This is a genomic window from Kribbella sp. NPDC050241, assembly GCF_044459685.1.
GTDB lineage: Bacteria > Actinomycetota > Actinomycetes > Propionibacteriales > Kribbellaceae > Kribbella.
The window spans coordinates 66,173-83,286 of the sequence record NZ_JBITJE010000001.1; the positions used below are offsets into that span (position 1 = coordinate 66,173).

Here is a 17,114-nt window from a genome sequence, read left to right on the forward strand (position 1 = left end):
GCCTACTCGGGCTGGGCCGGGTCCTCGGGGACGGCGTCGAGCAGCGCTTCCATCCGGGACCGGATCGGTACGGCGTTGTCGGGGGCCGTGAGGATGTACGGCCGGTCGTGGATGATCGCGTCGACGACGAGTTCACCCACGACCGATGGCTGAACGCCCTCATCGCGCACCAGCTTCTGAGCCGCAGCCAGGATGGTCGTGATCGTTGCCGAGCGCACCGGTGCGTCCGCGGGCCGGAAGCGTTGAGTGTTCTCCACCATGTCGGTGGCCACTGGCCCGGGGCACAGGACGCTCACGCCGATCCCGTGGCGAGCCAGTTCCACCCGCAGCGATTCGCTCAAGCCGACAACGGCGTACTTCGACGCGTGGTACAGGAAGCCGGACTTGTAGAGCAGCGACTGCCCGTCGACGAAGAGCCCTGCCGCTGAAGCCGTGTTGACGATGTGTCCGCCGAGGCCGCGCTCGATCATGCGTGGCACGAACGCCTGGAGGCCGTTGTAGACGCCACCCGCGTTGACCCCCATGACGTAGTCCCACAGGGTGTGGTCCATCCGCGACGGTGCGACGGAGTCGATCACACCGGCGTTGTTGACCACGATGCTCACAGGGCCCAGCTCTGCCTCGACGGCGTCCGCGATCTCGGCGTACCGCAGGCGATCGCGGACGTCGAGCAAGTAGGAACGGGAGGTCGTCACCGCGGACAGCTCGGCATCGGCTGCGTGCAAGGACGGTTCGTCGAGGTCGGCCACCGCGACGGAAACACCCCGGCCGGCGAGCGAGCGGGCGATCGCCAGTCCGATACCGCGTGCCCCTCCGGTGACAAAGGCCGTATGGCCTGCGAGGGAATCCATTGTCTCTCCTCACTCGGAGCTGCCGGCTTCTCAGATTTGCCCCGCAAAGCCTTGCGCTCACCCTAGGCGTATCAGCATAGTGTATGGGCATACGTCATAGCCCGTGGTTGACAGGAAGGAGTTCCGCCGATGAGGACTGTTGCTGGTGTCTCCGGATCTCTGCTGGTCCTCGCGCTCGCCCTCAGTGGGTGTGGGAACTCCGGTGAGGCCGCGAAGCGCGTGCCGTCCGCGACGGTCGAGAACAAGAGTGGCGCTGCCACCGTGGACGCTTGCAAGCTGTTGACACCTGGTGGCCTGGAGCAACAGTTCGGGATCTCCTTCGGTGACGGTGCTCCGACCCACCAGGAGGAGACCGGGTCCGACCAGTGCGTCTGGACCAGCTCGGGCGGCACCCCGGCCACGACGTTCTCACTCACCGTGTTGCGCCAGGACGGGCTTCGCGGCGACCTCAAGTCCAGCGGGATGACGCTGGCACAGCTGTTCGAACAGACCAAGGGCGCGTACCCGAAAGCCAAGGCGATCGACCTCGGCGACCAGGCGTACATCGCCGCCCGCGAAGTACAGGTACTGGCGGGCGACACGTGGTACTCGTTCTCGTTCCATGGCCCGGATGACACCGGCGTCGACGGACTGAAGGCAGTGGCCGCTCAAGTGGTCGGCTGACCGTGCACACCTCGGGGAGAAGAAAGGAGTCAGGATCGATGATGCGTATTCGGAGTGCCGTTGTGGCGGCGTGCTGCGCAGTTGTCCTCGTCGCTTGCGGCGTGCAAGGCGGTAGTGGTGGAACGGCGGTCAAGGGCAGTGGTACGGAGTTCAAGCCGTCGACGTCCGGGCCGATCAAGATCGGGGTGCTGATCACCGACACCCGGGCCGAGGCCGAGCGGAACGGCGTCAGCGTCGTGAGCCCGTACAAGGCCTCGGCTCATGCGATGATCCAGGCCGTCAACGACGGCGGCGGCGTCGCGGAGCGGAAGCTGGAGGTCGTCGACGAGACGATCGACTTCTCCACCCCGAACTTCGACTCGGCGTTCGAAGCGATCTGCCAGCGGTTCACGAAGGACAACCAGGTCCAGGCGGTGGTGTACGACGGCCTCATCTACAACCAGGCCTTCAACAAGTGCCTCATGACCGCCGGCGTTCCGATCCTCTACATGGGACAGAACGGATCGCCGATCGGCGACGACACCGATCTCAAGGACAACCCCGGCGTCATCGCGGTGAACGCGGTGAGCATCGATCGCCGCGTCAAGAGCATCATGAACAAGGCAGTCGAGGCGAAGTTCCTTGCCTCCGGCAGCAAGCTCGGCGTGGTCATCGAGGACTGCCCGTACAACGAGCGCGCCTACGAGAACACGCTGAAGCCGCTCGCAGACAAGGCCGGCGTCGAACTCGTCAAGTCGGACATCAAGTGCGCCCACGGGTACGCCGACAACGGCCCGAACCTGGCCCAGGTCCAGTCCCTCGCCCTCAAGTTCAAGTCCCAGGCCGTGGACAGCGTGATGATCCTGACGCTGTACGAGAACGGGATCATCTACTACTTCGCACAGGGCGCACACGCGCAGAAATGGTCGCCGCAGTACCTGCTGTTCCACCCGCAAGGCATGGCCGACGTGATGAAGCTCTACCCGCCGGACCAGTTGGCGAAGATGCGCGGATTCGGCGGCATGCCCGACCAGGACGTCACCCAGCCGCCGGCGCCGCCGGCCGAGCAGGCCAAGGTGCGGAAGACCTGTATCGACGATGCCCGCAGCAACGGCGTGCCGGTCCAGAAGATCACCGACCAGATCGTCATCTACCAGGCGTGCGACGTGGTGCGGCTGCTGCAGCAGGGCCTGGCCAACAGCGGTGGCCTGGGCGGGATCGACAAGCTCGTGCCCGGGATCGAGAAGATCGGAACGGGGTTCGTCAGCGCCCTCACCCTGGACGGTGCGACCCAGTTCGGGCCGGACCGGCACGACGGCATGGAGAAGACGGCCGCGTCCAGCTTCGACCCGGCGTGCAAGTGCTTCACGTACAAGACCTCGCCCGCGCCGGTCGGATAGCGATCACCACCACTTCGAGAAGGGCCGTACAGCATCATGACCACAACGAGCGAGCCTGCGGTGCACGGACACGTCGAGGACGGTTGGGGGAAGGTCGCCGACCAGTTCCGGGCGAACTTCGAGGGGACTCCCGGTGAGGTGGGCGCAGCGTGCTGCGTGTACGTCGGTGGCCGTCCCGTCGTCGATCTGTGGGGCGGCCTGGCCGACAGCGAGACCAAGCGGCCGTGGCGCGAGGACACCATCGCCATCGTCGCCTCCACGACGAAGGGTGCGACCGCGATCTGTGCGCACCTGCTGGCCCAGCGCGGCGAGCTGGACCTCGACGCACCGGTGGTCGACTACTGGCCCGAGTTCGGTGCCGGAGGCAAGGACCAGATCCCGGTGCGGCTGCTGTTGTCGCACCAGTCCGGCCTGCCGGTCGTCGATGGGCCGCTGACGTTGGAGCAGGCGTATGCCTGGGATCCGGTGATCCGCGCTCTCGAGGCCCAGAAGCCGGAGTGGCAGCCGGGCACCGAGCACGTCTACCACAGCATCACCTACGGGTACCTGGTCGGCGAGCTCGTACGCCGGGTCTCCGGCAAGTCGCTCGGCACCTTCTTCGCCGACGAGGTGGCCGGCCCGCTCGGGCTGAACGCCTGGATCGGGCTGCCCGAGGAACAGGAAGAGAAGGTGGCGCGGATCGAGTACGCCGCTCCACTCAGCCTGGAGGAGATGACCGAGGGCATGATCGAGACCACCGGTCTCGATGCCGACACGGTGACCAGGTGGATCCAGGCAGTCTGGGGCGAAGGCTCGATCCAGGCCCGGGCCGGCTCGCTCGGCGGCGCGTTCGAGGTCACGTCCGACCTCAACGCTGAGCGGGCCTACCGAGCGGCGGAGATCCCGGCCGGGAACATGCTCACCGACGCGCGCTCGCTGGCCCGGATGTACGCCGCCACGGTCAGCGACGTGGACGGCGTACGGCTGCTGGATCCCGCCACGGTCGAGCGGGCGACCGAGATCCAGACCGACAAGACGCGGATGCACGGCCTGCCCGCGGATCTGGACCTCCCGGCCGACCGGTCCTTCAACATGTCGCTCGGGTTCTGGCGGGCCTGCCCGCCATTGCCGATGGCGGGGCCGAAGTCGTTCGGCCACCCGGGCTCGGGCGGGTCGGTTGCCTTCGGCGAGCCGGATGCCGAGGTCGGCTTCGGCTACGTCATGAACCTCTGGTCGTTCCGGACCGGCGAACCGCGGGCCTCGAGCCTGGCCGCGGCGGTCCGCTCCTGCCTCGGATGATGGGAGACCTCGGATGACGGAACTCCAGAAGACGGTGGAAGAACTCGTCGCCCGATCCGGTGTACCCGGTGCCGTGGTGGGCGTGCTCGAGGACGGGCGGATCGAGACCGCGGCCGCCGGCCTCGCGAACCTGACCAGTGGCGTCGAGATGACGCCGGACACGCTGTTCCTGACCGGCTCGATCACCAAGGTCTGGACCACGACGCTGCTGATGTCCCTGGTCGAGCAGGGACTGGTCGACCTCGACGCGCCGGTCAAGCGCTACCTGCCGGAGCTCGTCCTCGGCGACCCGGAGGCCGCGGATGCCCTGGTCGTACGGCATCTCGTCACCCACTCCACCGGAACCGACGCATCGGACCTGATCGCCGACGTCGGCGAGGGCGACGACGCGATCGCGAACTGGGTGCCGCTGCTCGCCGATGTCGGTCAGTTGTTCCGGCCGGGGGAGTACTTCTCCTACAGCAACGCCGGCTTCGTGCTGGCCGGCCGGATCATCGAGGTCGTCACCGGTCAGGGCTACTCGACGGCGATGAGGCAGCGGTTGTTCGCGCCGCTGGGCCTGGAACGCAGCATGTTCACGGCCGAGGAGGCGATCCTGCACCGGATGGCGATCGGCCACTATCCGGGAGCAGACGGATTCGTGCGCAGTGAGCGGTTCATGATGCCCCAGTGCCTCGCGCCGGCAGGCACGACGTTCATCACCTCGGTCGAGGACACGCTGACCTTCGTGAGTTCCCATCTGCCGACGACCACCTCGGCGCGGCGCCTGCTCAGCCCGGAGACCGTCGACCGGATGGCCGCACACCAGATCGACTTCCCCGTGCCGGAAACGGGCTCGGTGGGGCTCAGTTGGCTGCGCAAGCAGTACGGCGATCACGTCGTACTCACCCATGGCGGTGGTTCGTACGGCGGGATCGCTATGGTCGGCGTTGTTCCCGACCTCGGTGCGGCGTACATCGCCTTTGCGAACGGGGGACCGGCCTCGATGCCGTTCCACCAGGAGATCGCCGAGGCTCTGCTGCAGGACCGGTTCGGCCTGCCCGCGCCGGTTGCTCCCGACCTGTCCGGTCCGGAGCCGAAGCCGAGCCGCTACCACGGCAGGTATGTCTGTTGGGGCTGCGAGCTCAACGTCAGCGACGACGGCGACGCGCTCTCCTACCAAGCCAGATTCACCGACCCGGTCCTCGGCCGCAACCGTTCGGATCCGCCGCCCGTCCGGCTGCGACCGATCGGAGCACAGGCCCTGACCTTGGCCGATCACCCCGGCCAACCGCCCTTCGCCTATGGCGTCGGCGACGACGGAGCCGGACACCCGGAGTTCCTGTTCCTGCTGGACCGGCTCGTCCGCCGCATGGGTGACAACCAGCACCGCCACAGCTCTGGAGGATCTTGATGACGGAACAGTTCGGCACGTTCGACTTCGGCTTGGACGAGGCCCAGGAGGAGCGTGCCGCGCGGCTGCATCGCGAAAGCCTCATCGTCGACGTGCTGTTCCAGGGCCCGGTCGGGTACCGGGCGTTCGACGAGGAGATGAACAAGGAACTGCGCACTCTCCTCGAGAAGACCCACGACACCATGGAGACGTTCAGCCGTGGTCTCGAGGCGCCGCTCCGCCGCGCGATGGCGGGCCGGCTGGACGCGGTGAAGGAGCATTGGGACGCCAGCGGGATCACCTGCGGGAACCGCCAGGTGGAGATGTCCGACGAACGCCACGTCCGGGAGTGGTCGTTCGCCTTCGTGCAGAAGCAGTTCGACTACTTCCCCTGGCTGATCAAGGCCCTGACCGCCGCTGACATCCGCCGTGCGCACGAGACCGGAGCTCACGCCGGCCTGGTCAGTTCGCAGGTCATGCTGGGTCCGTGGCGCGACCTCGACGCACTGGCCTGGGCCCACGATGCCGGACTGCGGATGATGCAGCTCACGTACAACAACATGACGACTGTCGGCGTCGGCTGTACCGAGCGGACGGATGCCGGACTATCCGCGTTCGGCGTGGCCAGCGTGAAGGCCATGAACGAACTCGGCATCATCGTCGACACCGGCCACGTCGGCCGGATGACCACACTGGACGCCTGTGAGGTGTCGGAGGCACCGGTCGTTGCCTCCCACACCGCGGCGCAAGGCGTGTTCGATCACGCGCGGGGCAAGAGCGACGAGGAGCTGCGCGCGCTGGCCGCCACCGGCGGCATCATCGGCATCGTGACCGTCCCGTTCTTCCTCGGGGCAGGACCGACGGTCACCATCAATGCGATGCTCGACCACATCGAGTACGTCGCCGACATCGCCGGCGTCGATCACGTTGCCATTGGCACCGACTGGCCGATGCAACTGCCGAAGTGGATGCTCGACGACCTGCTCCAGCCGATCTTCGCCGAGACCGGCTTCAGGCCCGAGGACAAGCTGGTGGCGACGCAGGAGCTGGTCGGGTTCGACGACTACCGGGACTTCCCGAACATCACCCGCGGCCTGGTCGCGCGCGGCTGGTCGGACGAGGACATCGCCAAGGTGCTCGGCCTGAACTTCGTCCGCGTGATGGAAGCGGTCTGCGGCTGAGTATGAACGTGGCCGGTGGTCGCCGCCTACGCGGTGACCACCGGCCGTGCTTCTACTTCCGTTCGTCCTTCGCCACCACGCCGTTCTGCACGACGAGTACGACGCTGTCCGGGTCGGCGAACAGCTTGGGGTCGTCCAGCGGATTGCCCGCGAAGGCAACGATGTCGGCTTGCTTGCCGACCTCGAGCGTGCCGATCTCGCTGCCGAGCCCGAGCAGGTCGGCGTTGACGCGTGTCGCCGCGATCAGTGCTTCCATGGGGGATTGGGCCGCGGCTCGCAGTGTCAGTTCCTCGCCCCGACCGGTCTGGTCAGGGCCGATGACGTCGGACCCGAGGCCGACCCGGACACCGGCGGCCGTGGCGGCGAGCAGCCCGTCGATCATCGCCTGGCGTACCCCGGATGCCTTGTCGGCGAAGTGACTCGGCAGGCCGAGGTCGTCGATGTTCCTGATCAGCCTCTCGAGCGCGGTGAGCGTGGGCACAAGGGTGACCTCGCGCTCGGCCATCAGGGCGGCCGTCTCCTCGTCGATCCCGCTGCCGTGTTCCACACACCGCACACCGGCGAGGACAGCCATGCGGATGCCATCGACGTTGAGGGCGTGGACGGTGACGTAGGTGCCCCTGGCGGCGGCCTCGGCGACGGCCACCGCGATCTCCTCAGCGCTGAACTGGGTGTCGGTGAGCTTGTCGTGCTTGGAGATGACGCCGCCGGTGACGCAGAGCTTGAGGAAGTCGGCGCCCCGCCGGAACGATTCACGCACGTTCCTGCGCATCTGGTCAGGCCCGTCGGACAGCATCGTCAGCGTCCGCAGGCCGGGCACCTCGATCTCGCTCCACACATGGGTCGGCTCCCATTCGGACGCGTAGTGTCCGTGTCCGCCGGTCTGGCAGTGGATCGGGCCGCACTGCACGATCCGGGGACCCGGAAGTTTGCCTGATGCAACGACACGGGCGAGGCCGGCGTCGATGCCGCCACAGTCCCGCACCGTGGTGAACCCGGACCGAAGGGTCTGGGCGCAGTTGGAGAACATGTCGGCGGCGATCTCCGCCACCGACATCCCGTACCCGACGCTCGGCTCGAGTTCGCTGGCCAGGCCGAGATGGACGTGCGCGTCGATCAGACCGGGGGTCAGGGTCAGTCCGGTGCAGTCGACGACCTCGGCCTCGGCAGGGACGGATCCGCCGATCCGGGTGATCCTTCCGTCCTCGACGAGGATTCCGGCCGGCTCGGGATCGGACCCGGTCGCTGTGACGACGGTTGCGCCGTGCAGCCAGAGACTTGAAGTCATGGGCAGTGTGCTCCTTCGGCAGTGGTGTCGGCGTCGCGGACGAGAATCTCGGCCCGAACCATTCGCTTACGTACGCCCATACACTATGCTGGTACGCCAAGAGGGGTGCAAGAGCTACCCACGCCGTACCGGACTGGAGGACACGCCGTGGCGACACAGCGCAAGGTGCAGAAGTCAGCGCGGTTGGCGCGCGGCGCGCTCGATCGGGAGACGGTGGTGGCCGCGGCGCTCGAGATCGCCGACCGCGACGGGCTCAGTGGCGTCACGATGGCCCGGGTGGCCGAGGCGCTGGGCGGCAGCCCGATGTCGCTGTACCGGCACCTGAGCGACAAGCAGGAGCTGCTGGACGCCGTCGCCGATCTCGCGGTGTCGGAGATCCCGGCGATCGCCAAGGACGGGCGGTCCTGGCGAGTGCGGCTGGAGGAGTTCGCGCTGGACTCCCGGCAATGCGCGCTGCGCCACCCGGCCCTGATCGAGATCCTCCTGCAGACATACGTCCGCGGCCCGCACACGGAGGCGGTCGGGTTGGACATGATCGTGCTGCTCCAGGGGGCCGGCTTCGAGAAGGAGTCGGCCATTCGCGGGTTCATGGCTCTGCGCAACCACATCATCGGCGCACTGGCGTGGGAGGTGTCCCGGTTCCGCGGTGGTAGCGAGGAGTTCGCCCGCGGGGTGTCCGACAACTTCGTGCACGCGGACACACCGGCCGACTCGCCGTTCCGGGATCTGCTCGAGGTGGTGCCGGAGGATCCGGAAGCGCAGTACCTGTTCGGGGTCCGCCGCCTGCTCGACGGGTTCGAGACAGAGCTGCGGAGGATCCGTCGACGGTCCGGATCGAAGAAATGATCGAGGACCTCTATCGACGACCGTCCTTCGTCGACCTCATCTCACGGTCACTGCAGAACTATCCGGATCGCGTCGCGTTCTCCACGCCGACCGGTGACCTGACGTACGACGAACTGCGCCGGCTGATCTCACGGATCGCGTTCGCGATGCGGGACGCCGGGGTCAAGCCGGGGGACGGCGTGGCGATGATCGCCCCGAACCGGCCGGAGACCTTCGCCGCGGTGACGGCGGCGCAGTCGCTCGGTGCGCGGTACACGCCGTTGCACCCGATGGGATCCCTCGCCGACCACGTCGTCGTCTGCACCGACGCCGAGATCACCACACTCGTGGTTGATGCGGCGCAGTACTCCGACCACGGCGCGGCGCTCGCTGCCGAGCTGGACCCGAGCCCGAGAGTGCTGCTCCTCGGTGGGGACTCCGGATCCGACGTACTCGCCGGGCCCGACACGGACGGAGTCATTCCATCCGTCGCCCGTGAGTCCGACGTCGCGTTGCTGGGCTACACCGGCGGGACGACCGGACGGCCCAAGGGCGTGATGCTCACGCATCGTTCGCTGGCCACTCACCTCTACCTCACCGTCGCGCACTGGCAGCTCCCGACCGAGCTGCGGTTCCTGGGATCGACGCCGCTGACCCACGCACTCCAGGGCATCGTGCCGCCGGTCTTCCACCAGGGTGGAAGCGTCGTGCTGACCAAGGGCTTCGATCCCGCGGAGTTCTGCGAGACCGTGCAGAGGCACCGGATCACGGCGACCTTCCTGGTGCCGAGCATGATCTACGTGCTGCTCGACCACATCGCCGAGCACGAGGTGGATCTGTCCAGCCTGCAGACGATCCTGTACGGCGCGGCGCCGATGTCACCCGACCGGCTCGAGCAGGCTCTCGAGGTGTTCGGCCCCGTGTTCGTACAGTTCTTCGGACAGAGCGAGGCGCCGAACACTGTGACGACGCTCAGCAAGGAAGACCATGATCCGGGGCGGCCAGAGCGGCTTGCGTCCTGCGGCAAGCCGCATCCGACGCTGGACGTCGCGGTCCTCGACGAGAACGACCAGCCTTGCGCGGTCGGCGAGCTCGGAGAGGTCTGCGTTCGCGGTCCTCTGGTGATGGACGGCTACTGGAAGCAGCCGGAACTGACTGCGGAGACGCTGCGCAACGGCTGGCTGCACACCGGTGACGTCGGCCGCTTCGACGCGGACAACTTCCTGTACCTCACCGATCGCAAGAAGGACATGCTGATCACCGGTGGGTTCAACATCTACCCGCGCGAGGTCGAGGACGCGGTGGTGACGCATCCGGAGGTCTCGGCCGCGGCGGTGATCGGGGTTCCGGACCCGAAGTGGGGCGAGGCGGTGACGGCTTTCGTGGTCAGGACACCGGGCGCGACCGTGACGGCCGACGAGCTCGTCGCGCTCGTCCGCGAGCGCAAGGGTCCGGTGCATGCGCCGAAGAGGCTCGAGTTCCTGGATGCCCTTCCGCTCACGCCGCTGGGCAAGGTCGACAAGAAGGAACTGCGGGCCCGCTTCTGGGGCGACCGCGACCGAGCCGTGAACTGAACGCCTTCCAGGAGGAGAACCGATGAGCACCGACACTGCCGCACGGCCCGGTGACCCGGGAACGAGGTCCGGGCGCGCGGCGCGGCCACGCTGGGCGGACGACGAGGCGGTCGCGCTGGGTGCGGTCGCGCGGGCCTTCTTCGAGGCCGAGGTCGTCCCGCACTTCGAACGGTTCGACGAGCAGAAGTACGTCGACCGCGAGGTGTGGCACAAGGCCGGCGCGCTCGGCCTGATGTGCTGCGAGGTGCCGGCCGAGTTCGGTGGGGGAGGTGGCACGTTCGCCCACGACGCCGTCGTACTGAGTGAGCAGGCCCGGGCAGGCGACACCGGGTTCGGCAACATGGTGCACAGCGGGGTGGTTGCTCCGCTGCTTGCGACGTACGGGACTGACGAGCAACGGCGGCGCTGGCTGCCGGGGATGGCGACCGGCGACATCATCGGGGCCGTGGCGATGTCCGAGCCGGGCGCGGGCAGCGACCTCAAGAACATCGTCACCCGGGCCGAACGCAAGGGTGACCAGTACGTCATCAACGGCTCCAAGACGTTCATCAGCAACGGCGCCCGCTGCGATCTGGTCGTCGTCGTTGCGAAGACCGACCCCGCGGCGGGACGCAACGGGATCTCCTTGCTCGCCCTCGAGACAGCCGACGCACCGGGCTTCCGGCGCGGGCGCACCCTCGACAAGCTCGGCCGGCATGCCTCGGACACCGCGGAGTTGTTCTTCGACGACGTGTCCGTGCCGGCCGGCCACCTGGTCGGGGAGGAAGGTCGCGGACTCGAGATCCTCAAGGCCGAGCTGCCTCGCGAGCGCTTGGTCATCGCGGTCACCGCGGCGGCCGCGATGGAACGTGCGCTGGAAGAGACCGTCGCGTACACCAAGACGCGGGAAGCGTTCGGCGGTCCGTTGTTCGCGATGCAGCACGTCCGGCTCGAGCTCGCCGAGCTGGCGACGATCGTCCGGGCGTCCCGGGTCTTCGTGGACGACTGCATCGAGCGGTTCGTCGACGGCACCCTCGAGCCGGCCACAGCGTCGATGGCGAAGTGGTGGCTGACCCAGAACCAGTCCGACGTGACCGATCGATGCCTGCAACTGTTCGGCGGTTACGGCTACATGCGGGAGTACCTCATCTCCCGGCTGTACGTCGACGCGCGGGCCCAGAAGATCTACGGCGGGGCCAACGAGGTGCTGAAGGACCACATCTCCCGATCACTCTGAACGAGGTGTCTTTGCGGATGACCGATCCACGCCTGCTTCACAACGACGCCGTTGTGGTCGACACGCACAACGACCTGATCCTGTTGGTGGACCACTTCGACCGGCGCGAGCAACCCGACCACTTCGGCCAGTTCTGGTTGCCGGAGTTGCGCGCCGGCGGGGTCGACGTACAGGTCCTGCCGATCTGTATCGAGGACCAGTTCCAGTCCGAAGGGGCCCTGCGTCGTACCTTGCTGCTGATCGAGCGGATCCACGAGCTCGGGGCGGAGTACAGCGACGACGTGGCCGTCTGCCTGACCGGCGCGGATGTCGACGCCGCGACATCGTCCGGACGGATCGCGTTGGTGATCGCGCTCGAGGGCGCGCACGCCATCGGGCAGGACCCGCAACTGGTGCGGACCCTGGCCCGGGTCGGGGTCCGGGTGATCTCGATGGCGCACTACGCGCGGACGTTCCTTGCCGACGGCAGCGGGTTGGACGCGACCTCACGCAGCCGGCTGACGCCGGAGGGCATCACCGCGCTGCGCGAGATGGAAGAGCTGGGCATCGTCTTCGACATCAGCCATCTCGGCATCGGCGGTGTCGAGGACGTGCTGTCGCTGGCGACCCGGCCGTTCCTCGCGACACACTCGGCCTGCCTCGGCATCACCGACAGCCACCGCAATCTCGGCGACGAGCAACTGAAGGCCATCGCGGAGCTCGGCGGGGTGATCGGGGTCGCGGCCGCGGTTCCGTTCTTCATCGACGCGAAGTCCCCGACGGCCGAACGCGTCGTCGACCACATCGAGCGCATCATCGATGTCGCCGGCATCGATCATGTCGGCCTGGGGCCGGACATCATCGACGACTACTACCAGCATGTGTTCGGCGGCTGGGTCGGTGCCCCGACCAACGGCGTCGAGTACGAGCGGGCCGAGATCGTGCGTCCCTCCGACTTCCCGAAGATCACCGAGGTGATGGTGCGCCGCGGGTTCCGCGAGGCCGATATCCGCAAAATCCTCGGCGAGAACGTGCTGCGCGTTCTCCGTGACGTGATGGGAGTCCCGGCCAGATGACCGTGTCGGACGACCTCCAGTACGCGTTGAGGAGCAAGGACGTTCGGACGCCGGCGCAGTTCGCGGCGGCTGACGTCAAGATCGAGACCGTGAACGTGTCGATGCGGGACGGCGTCAAGCTCGCCACCGACCTGTACCTGCCGCCGAAGACGCCGGCACCGGTGATCGCAGTGCGTACGCCGTACGGCCGCGACGGCGACAACCTGGTGGCGCCCTTCCTGGCGTTCGCCCGCCGGGGGTACGTCGTCGCCGTACAAGATCTCCGTGGCACCGGGGACAGCGAACCCGAGGACCACGACTTCTACATGTTCGAGCCGCAGGACGGCTACGACTTCGTCGAGTGGGTCAGCGGTCAGGACTGGTGCGACGGATTCATCGGGTCCCTCGGCGGCTCGTACGTCGGTCAGGTGCAGTGGCCGATGGCGAGACATCCGAAGATGACCACGATCGTTCCGGAGGTCAGCGGGATCGGGGTCGGGACCAAGACGGCGTCCTTGCACATGGTGGTCAACGCACTCGCGCACACGATCGGCCACGGGGAGGAGAAGACTGATCTCCCGCACTGGCAGGTCGAGCCGATGATGCTGGACGAGACGCTGTCGACGGGGTTCTTCAACGAGCCTTTCGTCCATCCGATGCTGGGAGAGCTGACGGACGCGTTCCCTGCGCTGAAGGACCTGTCGCCGGTTGAGGCGCGGGCCTGGCTGTGGGCGCACTACTGCTCGCTGAGCTGCCCGGAGCGGGCCGAGTTCGTCCGTGAACTCACCGGGTCGCCCCACGTCACCATCGTCGATGCCGAGAACATCGGGCCGCTCTTCGGCCAGGGCATCTCGCTCGACCGGCACACGTTGCCTTCCGTCGAGCCCGCGCGACAGGTCGCCGAGTTCCAGGCGATTCCGCTGTTGCGCACCGGTTGGTACGACTGGTTCATCAACGACGCGCTGGCGACCTTCGAGCTCCTCCGGAAACACGCTCCCGAACCCTTGCGCTCCCAAGCCCGGATCATCATCACCCCCTCATCCCACAACTCGGTCGGCTACAAGGAGCGGATGGGGGAGCACCCGGAGCTGCAGCACAACCACTGGTCAAACGTCGACTTCACGTTGCGTTGGTACCAGACCGTGCGGGACGGCTCGATCGACGAGTGGCCGCGCGTCATCTACTACCTGATGGGCGCCAACGAATGGCGCAGCGCGGACGACTGGCCGCTGCCAGAAGCGGTGGACACGCCGTATTATCTCGGCGCCGGCGGGACGTTGATCACGACGCCTCCGCAGGAGCAGCAGGCCGTGGACCAGTACGTCTACGACCCGCTCGACCCGACTCCGACCGTGGGCGGCAGCATCGTCTCCTGGGTCTATCCGCCCGGGAGTGTGGATGTCAGCACGGTCCAGCAGCGCAACGACGTACTGACCTACACGACCGAACCGCTTGCCCAGGACATCGATGTTGTGGGCAACCTTCGGGCGGTGCTGCATGCCAGCTCGTCCGCGGTGGACACCGACTTCGCCGTACGGCTGAGCGACGTCGGTCCGGACGGACGGGCTGTCCAGCTGCAGAACGGTCTGCTGCGGGCGCGGTATCGCGATCTCGATCGTGGCGCGGAACCGCTCGTACCCGGTGAGGTCTACCCGCTCGAGATCGACATGTGGGTCACCGCGAACCGGTTCAAGGCCGGCCACCGGATCCGAGTCGACGTCAGCTCCGCGGACTTCCCGCGGTTCGACCGGAACACCAACCTGGGTGGCGCGCCAGGTGATCCGGTCCCGGCGACACAGATCGTTCATCGGGATGCGTCGCACCCGTCGCACATCCTGCTTCCGATCATCCCGGTCACGGCATGAGTACGCCGTACGAGCACCTGTCGACGCGTCAGCAGGGCGCGACCACAGTCGTGACGCTGGACCGGGGACCGGTCAACGCTGTCAACCTGGACATGTACGAGGAGATCCGCGACGTGTTCGGCCGGTTCGACGAAGTACTGCCGGGCACGAAGGCAGTCGTACTGACCGGCGCCGGGAAGCACTTCTGCGCGGGGAACGAGCTCGAGGAGTTCCTGACCCTGACCGAGGTCAACTCCGCCGGGCGGATGCGACTGGTCCGGGACGCGTTCGCGTCGATCTACGACTGCCCGGTGCCGGTGATCGGCGCGGTCCACGGAGCGGCGCTCGGGACTGGTCTGGCCATCGCGGCAAGCTGCGATGTGGTCGTGGCCGGCGAGAGCGCTCGATTCGGTACGCCGGAGGTGAGCGTCGGCGTGATGGGCGGTGCACGCCACCTCGCCCGCCTGCTTCCCCAACCACTCGTGCGTGCGATGTACTTCACCGCCGAGCCGTGGCCGGCGTCCGAGCTCGTTCAGTACGGCGCGGTGCTGCGCGTCGTACCGGACGACGAGCTGCTCGACGTGGCGCTCGGCCTGGCGGAGAAGATGACGCAGCACAGCTTGGCCGCACTCCGCCATGCGAAGGAGGCCATGAACACCGTCGAGTTCATGGATCTGAAGGCCGGCTACGAGTTCGAGCAACGGATGACCGGCCGTCTCGCCGCCGAGGCCGACGCCAAGGAGGCGATCGCCGCGGTCCGCGAGAACCGCAAACCGGCGTACAGCGACCGGCTGGGACGGGCGTGACCGAGGAGACCACGACCGGATTCGTCGACTCTCTCTGGGTGTATCCGGTCAAGGGCGCCGCGGGCGCGGCGGTCGACGAGGTCGACGTACTGCCCGGCACCGGAGCGCTCCACGACCGTTCGGTCGCGATCGCGCGCGGTGATCAGCCAGTGCCGCCCCGGACGCCGTGGCGGCTGCGATCCGCCTTCAAGCAGGTGGCGCGCGATCCCGACATGACGCAGGTGACTGTGACCATGCCCACGCCCGGAGTGGTCGAGCTTCGTCACCGCGCTCACCCCGACGGACCGTCGGTGCGCTCGGACCAGGCTCAGCCGCACCAGGAGGCTGTACTGCGCCAGTGGTTCGGAGAATCCGGCCTGCGACTTGTGCACGGCGATGCGGCGGCGCTGTGGGACGTCGCCGACGCCGAACTGTCTGTGATCAACCTGGCGACGATCCGCGCGCTCGAGCAACTCACCAGCACCACTCTCGACATCCGTCGATTCCGCGCCAACGTGTACGTCGACGGTCTGCCGGCCTTCGCCGAACTGTCGTGGGTGGGCCGGCGGATCCGTCTCGGCGACTGCGAGGCCGAAGTGATCCGGCCGACCGCCCGCTGCCGCGCGACGTCGGCGAACCCGGGGTCCGGGGAGCGGGACCTGGAGTTCCCGTCCCTGCTCACCCGGGCCGTCGGTCTCCCGCACCTGGGCGTCTACGCACGCCTGGTCGGACCTGCACGGCTTCAGGTCGGTTCGCCGGTGGTGGTGAGTGGCCGGCCCGATCCGATACGGCTCGTCGACAGGCTGCGGGAACGTCGTGAGGTCATGCATCCCTGGCCGCGGGAGGCCGAGGTGCTCGAGACCGTTCGCGAGGATGACCGGACGATCAGCGTGTGGCTCCGCGATCCCTACCGTCAGCCGGTGGCCGCCGGTCAGCACATCCGGGTGCACCTGCCGACAGCGAAAGCTGCGCTGACCTGGCGTGCCTACAGCGTCTCCGGTCGGTGCGACGATCGGATCCGGATCACCGTGCGTCTGCGCGGTGCGGTCTCGGAAAGCCTTGCATTGTTGGCTTCCGGAGACCGCCTGCTCATCTCAGGTCCGTTCGGAGTCCCCACGCTCTCGCGAGAGCCGCGGCCGCTGTACCTGGTGAGCGCCGGTATCGGCATCACCCCCGTGGCTGCGGCGTTGCAGCAGTTGGCGACAGCCGCGGACGGCCGCCCGATCTCCTTGCTGCACGTCGACGCGAGCAAGGAGAGCGCGACGCTCTGGCCCGAGGTGATCGAGTTCGCTCGACAGTCCGGGGCGACGGCCACGCTCTTCGAGACGCGGCGTGCCGCTCGACGTCCCACCCAGCGCGACATTCTCGGCAGTCTGGCCGGCGACCGCCATGCCGACGCGGAAGCACTCGTGTGCGGCTCGACCGACTTCGTGGCCACGGTGTCCCAAGTCCTCCGGTCGGCGGGAGTGGACGCGGATCGCATCCACTCCGACCCGTTCGTCTCGCCTGCGATGGAAGTGCCCGCCCGACGGCCAGCACCGGGGCCCGGCCCGCACCAGGTGACCTACTTGCCCGACGGCACGGCAGCGACCTGGACCGATGCCGACGGCACCCTTCTCGAACTGGCCGAGAATCATGGGGTTCCCGTGCTCTCCGCCTGCCGGTCCGGCGCGTGCGGCTCCTGCACGCTCGACCTTGTGCATGGCGAAGTCTCGTACCTGATCGATCCCGCACTCCCACCGGGATCGCGGGCGGTGCTGGCCTGTTCCGCGGTGCCCACCGGCCCCGTCGTACTGCGGTTGCCCAGGCGTCCCGAATAGGTGT

At 67.7% G+C, this 17,114-nt stretch carries 14 protein-coding genes; 12 read left to right on the forward strand and 2 right to left on the reverse strand.

Annotated elements, in window-relative coordinates:
- Positions 1–2: 2 nt before the first annotated feature.
- Complete coding sequence (locus ACIBG5_RS00310) at positions 3–851, reverse strand: SDR family oxidoreductase (protein ID WP_396389254.1); 849 nt, start codon at positions 849–851, stop codon at positions 3–5.
- A gap of 129 nt (positions 852–980) precedes the next feature.
- Between ACIBG5_RS00310 and ACIBG5_RS00315 the strand changes: the two genes are divergently transcribed.
- The 5 genes from ACIBG5_RS00315 to ACIBG5_RS00335 are packed head-to-tail and all read left to right on the forward strand — an operon-like array spanning position 981 to position 6,724.
- On the forward strand, positions 981–1,514 hold the full coding sequence (locus tag ACIBG5_RS00315; protein WP_396389255.1) for a hypothetical protein: 534 nt from the start codon (positions 981–983) through the stop codon (positions 1,512–1,514).
- A gap of 38 nt (positions 1,515–1,552) precedes the next feature.
- Positions 1,553–2,893: an ABC transporter substrate-binding protein gene (locus ACIBG5_RS00320; RefSeq protein WP_396389256.1), complete on the forward strand. Its 1,341-nt coding sequence runs from the start codon at positions 1,553–1,555 to the stop codon at positions 2,891–2,893.
- A gap of 36 nt (positions 2,894–2,929) precedes the next feature.
- Positions 2,930–4,171 (forward strand): serine hydrolase domain-containing protein, encoded by a 1,242-nt coding sequence (locus ACIBG5_RS00325; RefSeq protein ID WP_396389257.1) that lies wholly within the window; start codon positions 2,930–2,932, stop codon positions 4,169–4,171.
- Between the two features lie 13 nt (positions 4,172–4,184).
- Positions 4,185–5,564, forward strand: a complete 1,380-nt coding sequence (locus ACIBG5_RS00330) for a serine hydrolase domain-containing protein (protein WP_396389258.1) — start codon at positions 4,185–4,187, stop codon at positions 5,562–5,564.
- The gene (locus tag ACIBG5_RS00335; RefSeq protein WP_396389259.1) at positions 5,564–6,724 is read left to right on the forward strand and encodes a dipeptidase; all 1,161 of its coding nucleotides are present in this window, start codon (positions 5,564–5,566) and stop codon (positions 6,722–6,724) included. The genes ACIBG5_RS00330 and ACIBG5_RS00335 overlap by 1 nt, the downstream gene beginning before the upstream one ends.
- A gap of 52 nt (positions 6,725–6,776) precedes the next feature.
- On the opposite strand, the gene ACIBG5_RS00340 is transcribed toward ACIBG5_RS00335, so the two are convergent.
- Positions 6,777–8,012: an amidohydrolase family protein gene (locus ACIBG5_RS00340; protein WP_396389260.1), complete on the reverse strand. Its 1,236-nt coding sequence runs from the start codon at positions 8,010–8,012 to the stop codon at positions 6,777–6,779.
- 147 nt (positions 8,013–8,159) lie between these two features.
- Here ACIBG5_RS00340 and ACIBG5_RS00345 point away from each other — a divergent pair, with 147 nt between their 5' ends.
- The 7 genes from ACIBG5_RS00345 to ACIBG5_RS00375 are packed head-to-tail and all read left to right on the forward strand — an operon-like array spanning position 8,160 to position 17,110.
- Positions 8,160–8,858, forward strand: a complete 699-nt coding sequence (locus tag ACIBG5_RS00345) for a TetR/AcrR family transcriptional regulator (RefSeq protein WP_396389261.1) — start codon at positions 8,160–8,162, stop codon at positions 8,856–8,858.
- Positions 8,855–10,411 carry an AMP-binding protein gene (locus ACIBG5_RS00350; protein ID WP_396389262.1) on the forward strand — a complete coding sequence of 519 codons (1,557 nt, stop codon included), beginning with the start codon at positions 8,855–8,857 and terminating at the stop codon, positions 10,409–10,411. Before ACIBG5_RS00345 ends, ACIBG5_RS00350 begins: the two co-directional genes overlap by 4 nt.
- A 22-nt stretch (positions 10,412–10,433) precedes the next feature.
- Positions 10,434–11,627 (forward strand): acyl-CoA dehydrogenase family protein, encoded by a 1,194-nt coding sequence (locus ACIBG5_RS00355; RefSeq protein WP_396389263.1) that lies wholly within the window; start codon positions 10,434–10,436, stop codon positions 11,625–11,627.
- Between the two features lie 17 nt (positions 11,628–11,644).
- Positions 11,645–12,682, forward strand: a complete 1,038-nt coding sequence (locus tag ACIBG5_RS00360; protein WP_396389264.1) for a dipeptidase — start codon at positions 11,645–11,647, stop codon at positions 12,680–12,682.
- Positions 12,679–14,526: a CocE/NonD family hydrolase gene (locus ACIBG5_RS00365; protein WP_396389265.1), complete on the forward strand. Its 1,848-nt coding sequence runs from the start codon at positions 12,679–12,681 to the stop codon at positions 14,524–14,526. The genes ACIBG5_RS00360 and ACIBG5_RS00365 overlap by 4 nt, the downstream gene beginning before the upstream one ends.
- Positions 14,523–15,311: an enoyl-CoA hydratase-related protein gene (locus ACIBG5_RS00370; RefSeq protein ID WP_396389266.1), complete on the forward strand. Its 789-nt coding sequence runs from the start codon at positions 14,523–14,525 to the stop codon at positions 15,309–15,311. Before ACIBG5_RS00365 ends, ACIBG5_RS00370 begins: the two co-directional genes overlap by 4 nt.
- Complete coding sequence (locus ACIBG5_RS00375; protein WP_396389267.1) at positions 15,308–17,110, forward strand: MOSC domain-containing protein; 1,803 nt, start codon at positions 15,308–15,310, stop codon at positions 17,108–17,110. The genes ACIBG5_RS00370 and ACIBG5_RS00375 overlap by 4 nt, the downstream gene beginning before the upstream one ends.
- The last annotated feature ends 4 nt before the right edge of the window (positions 17,111–17,114 follow it).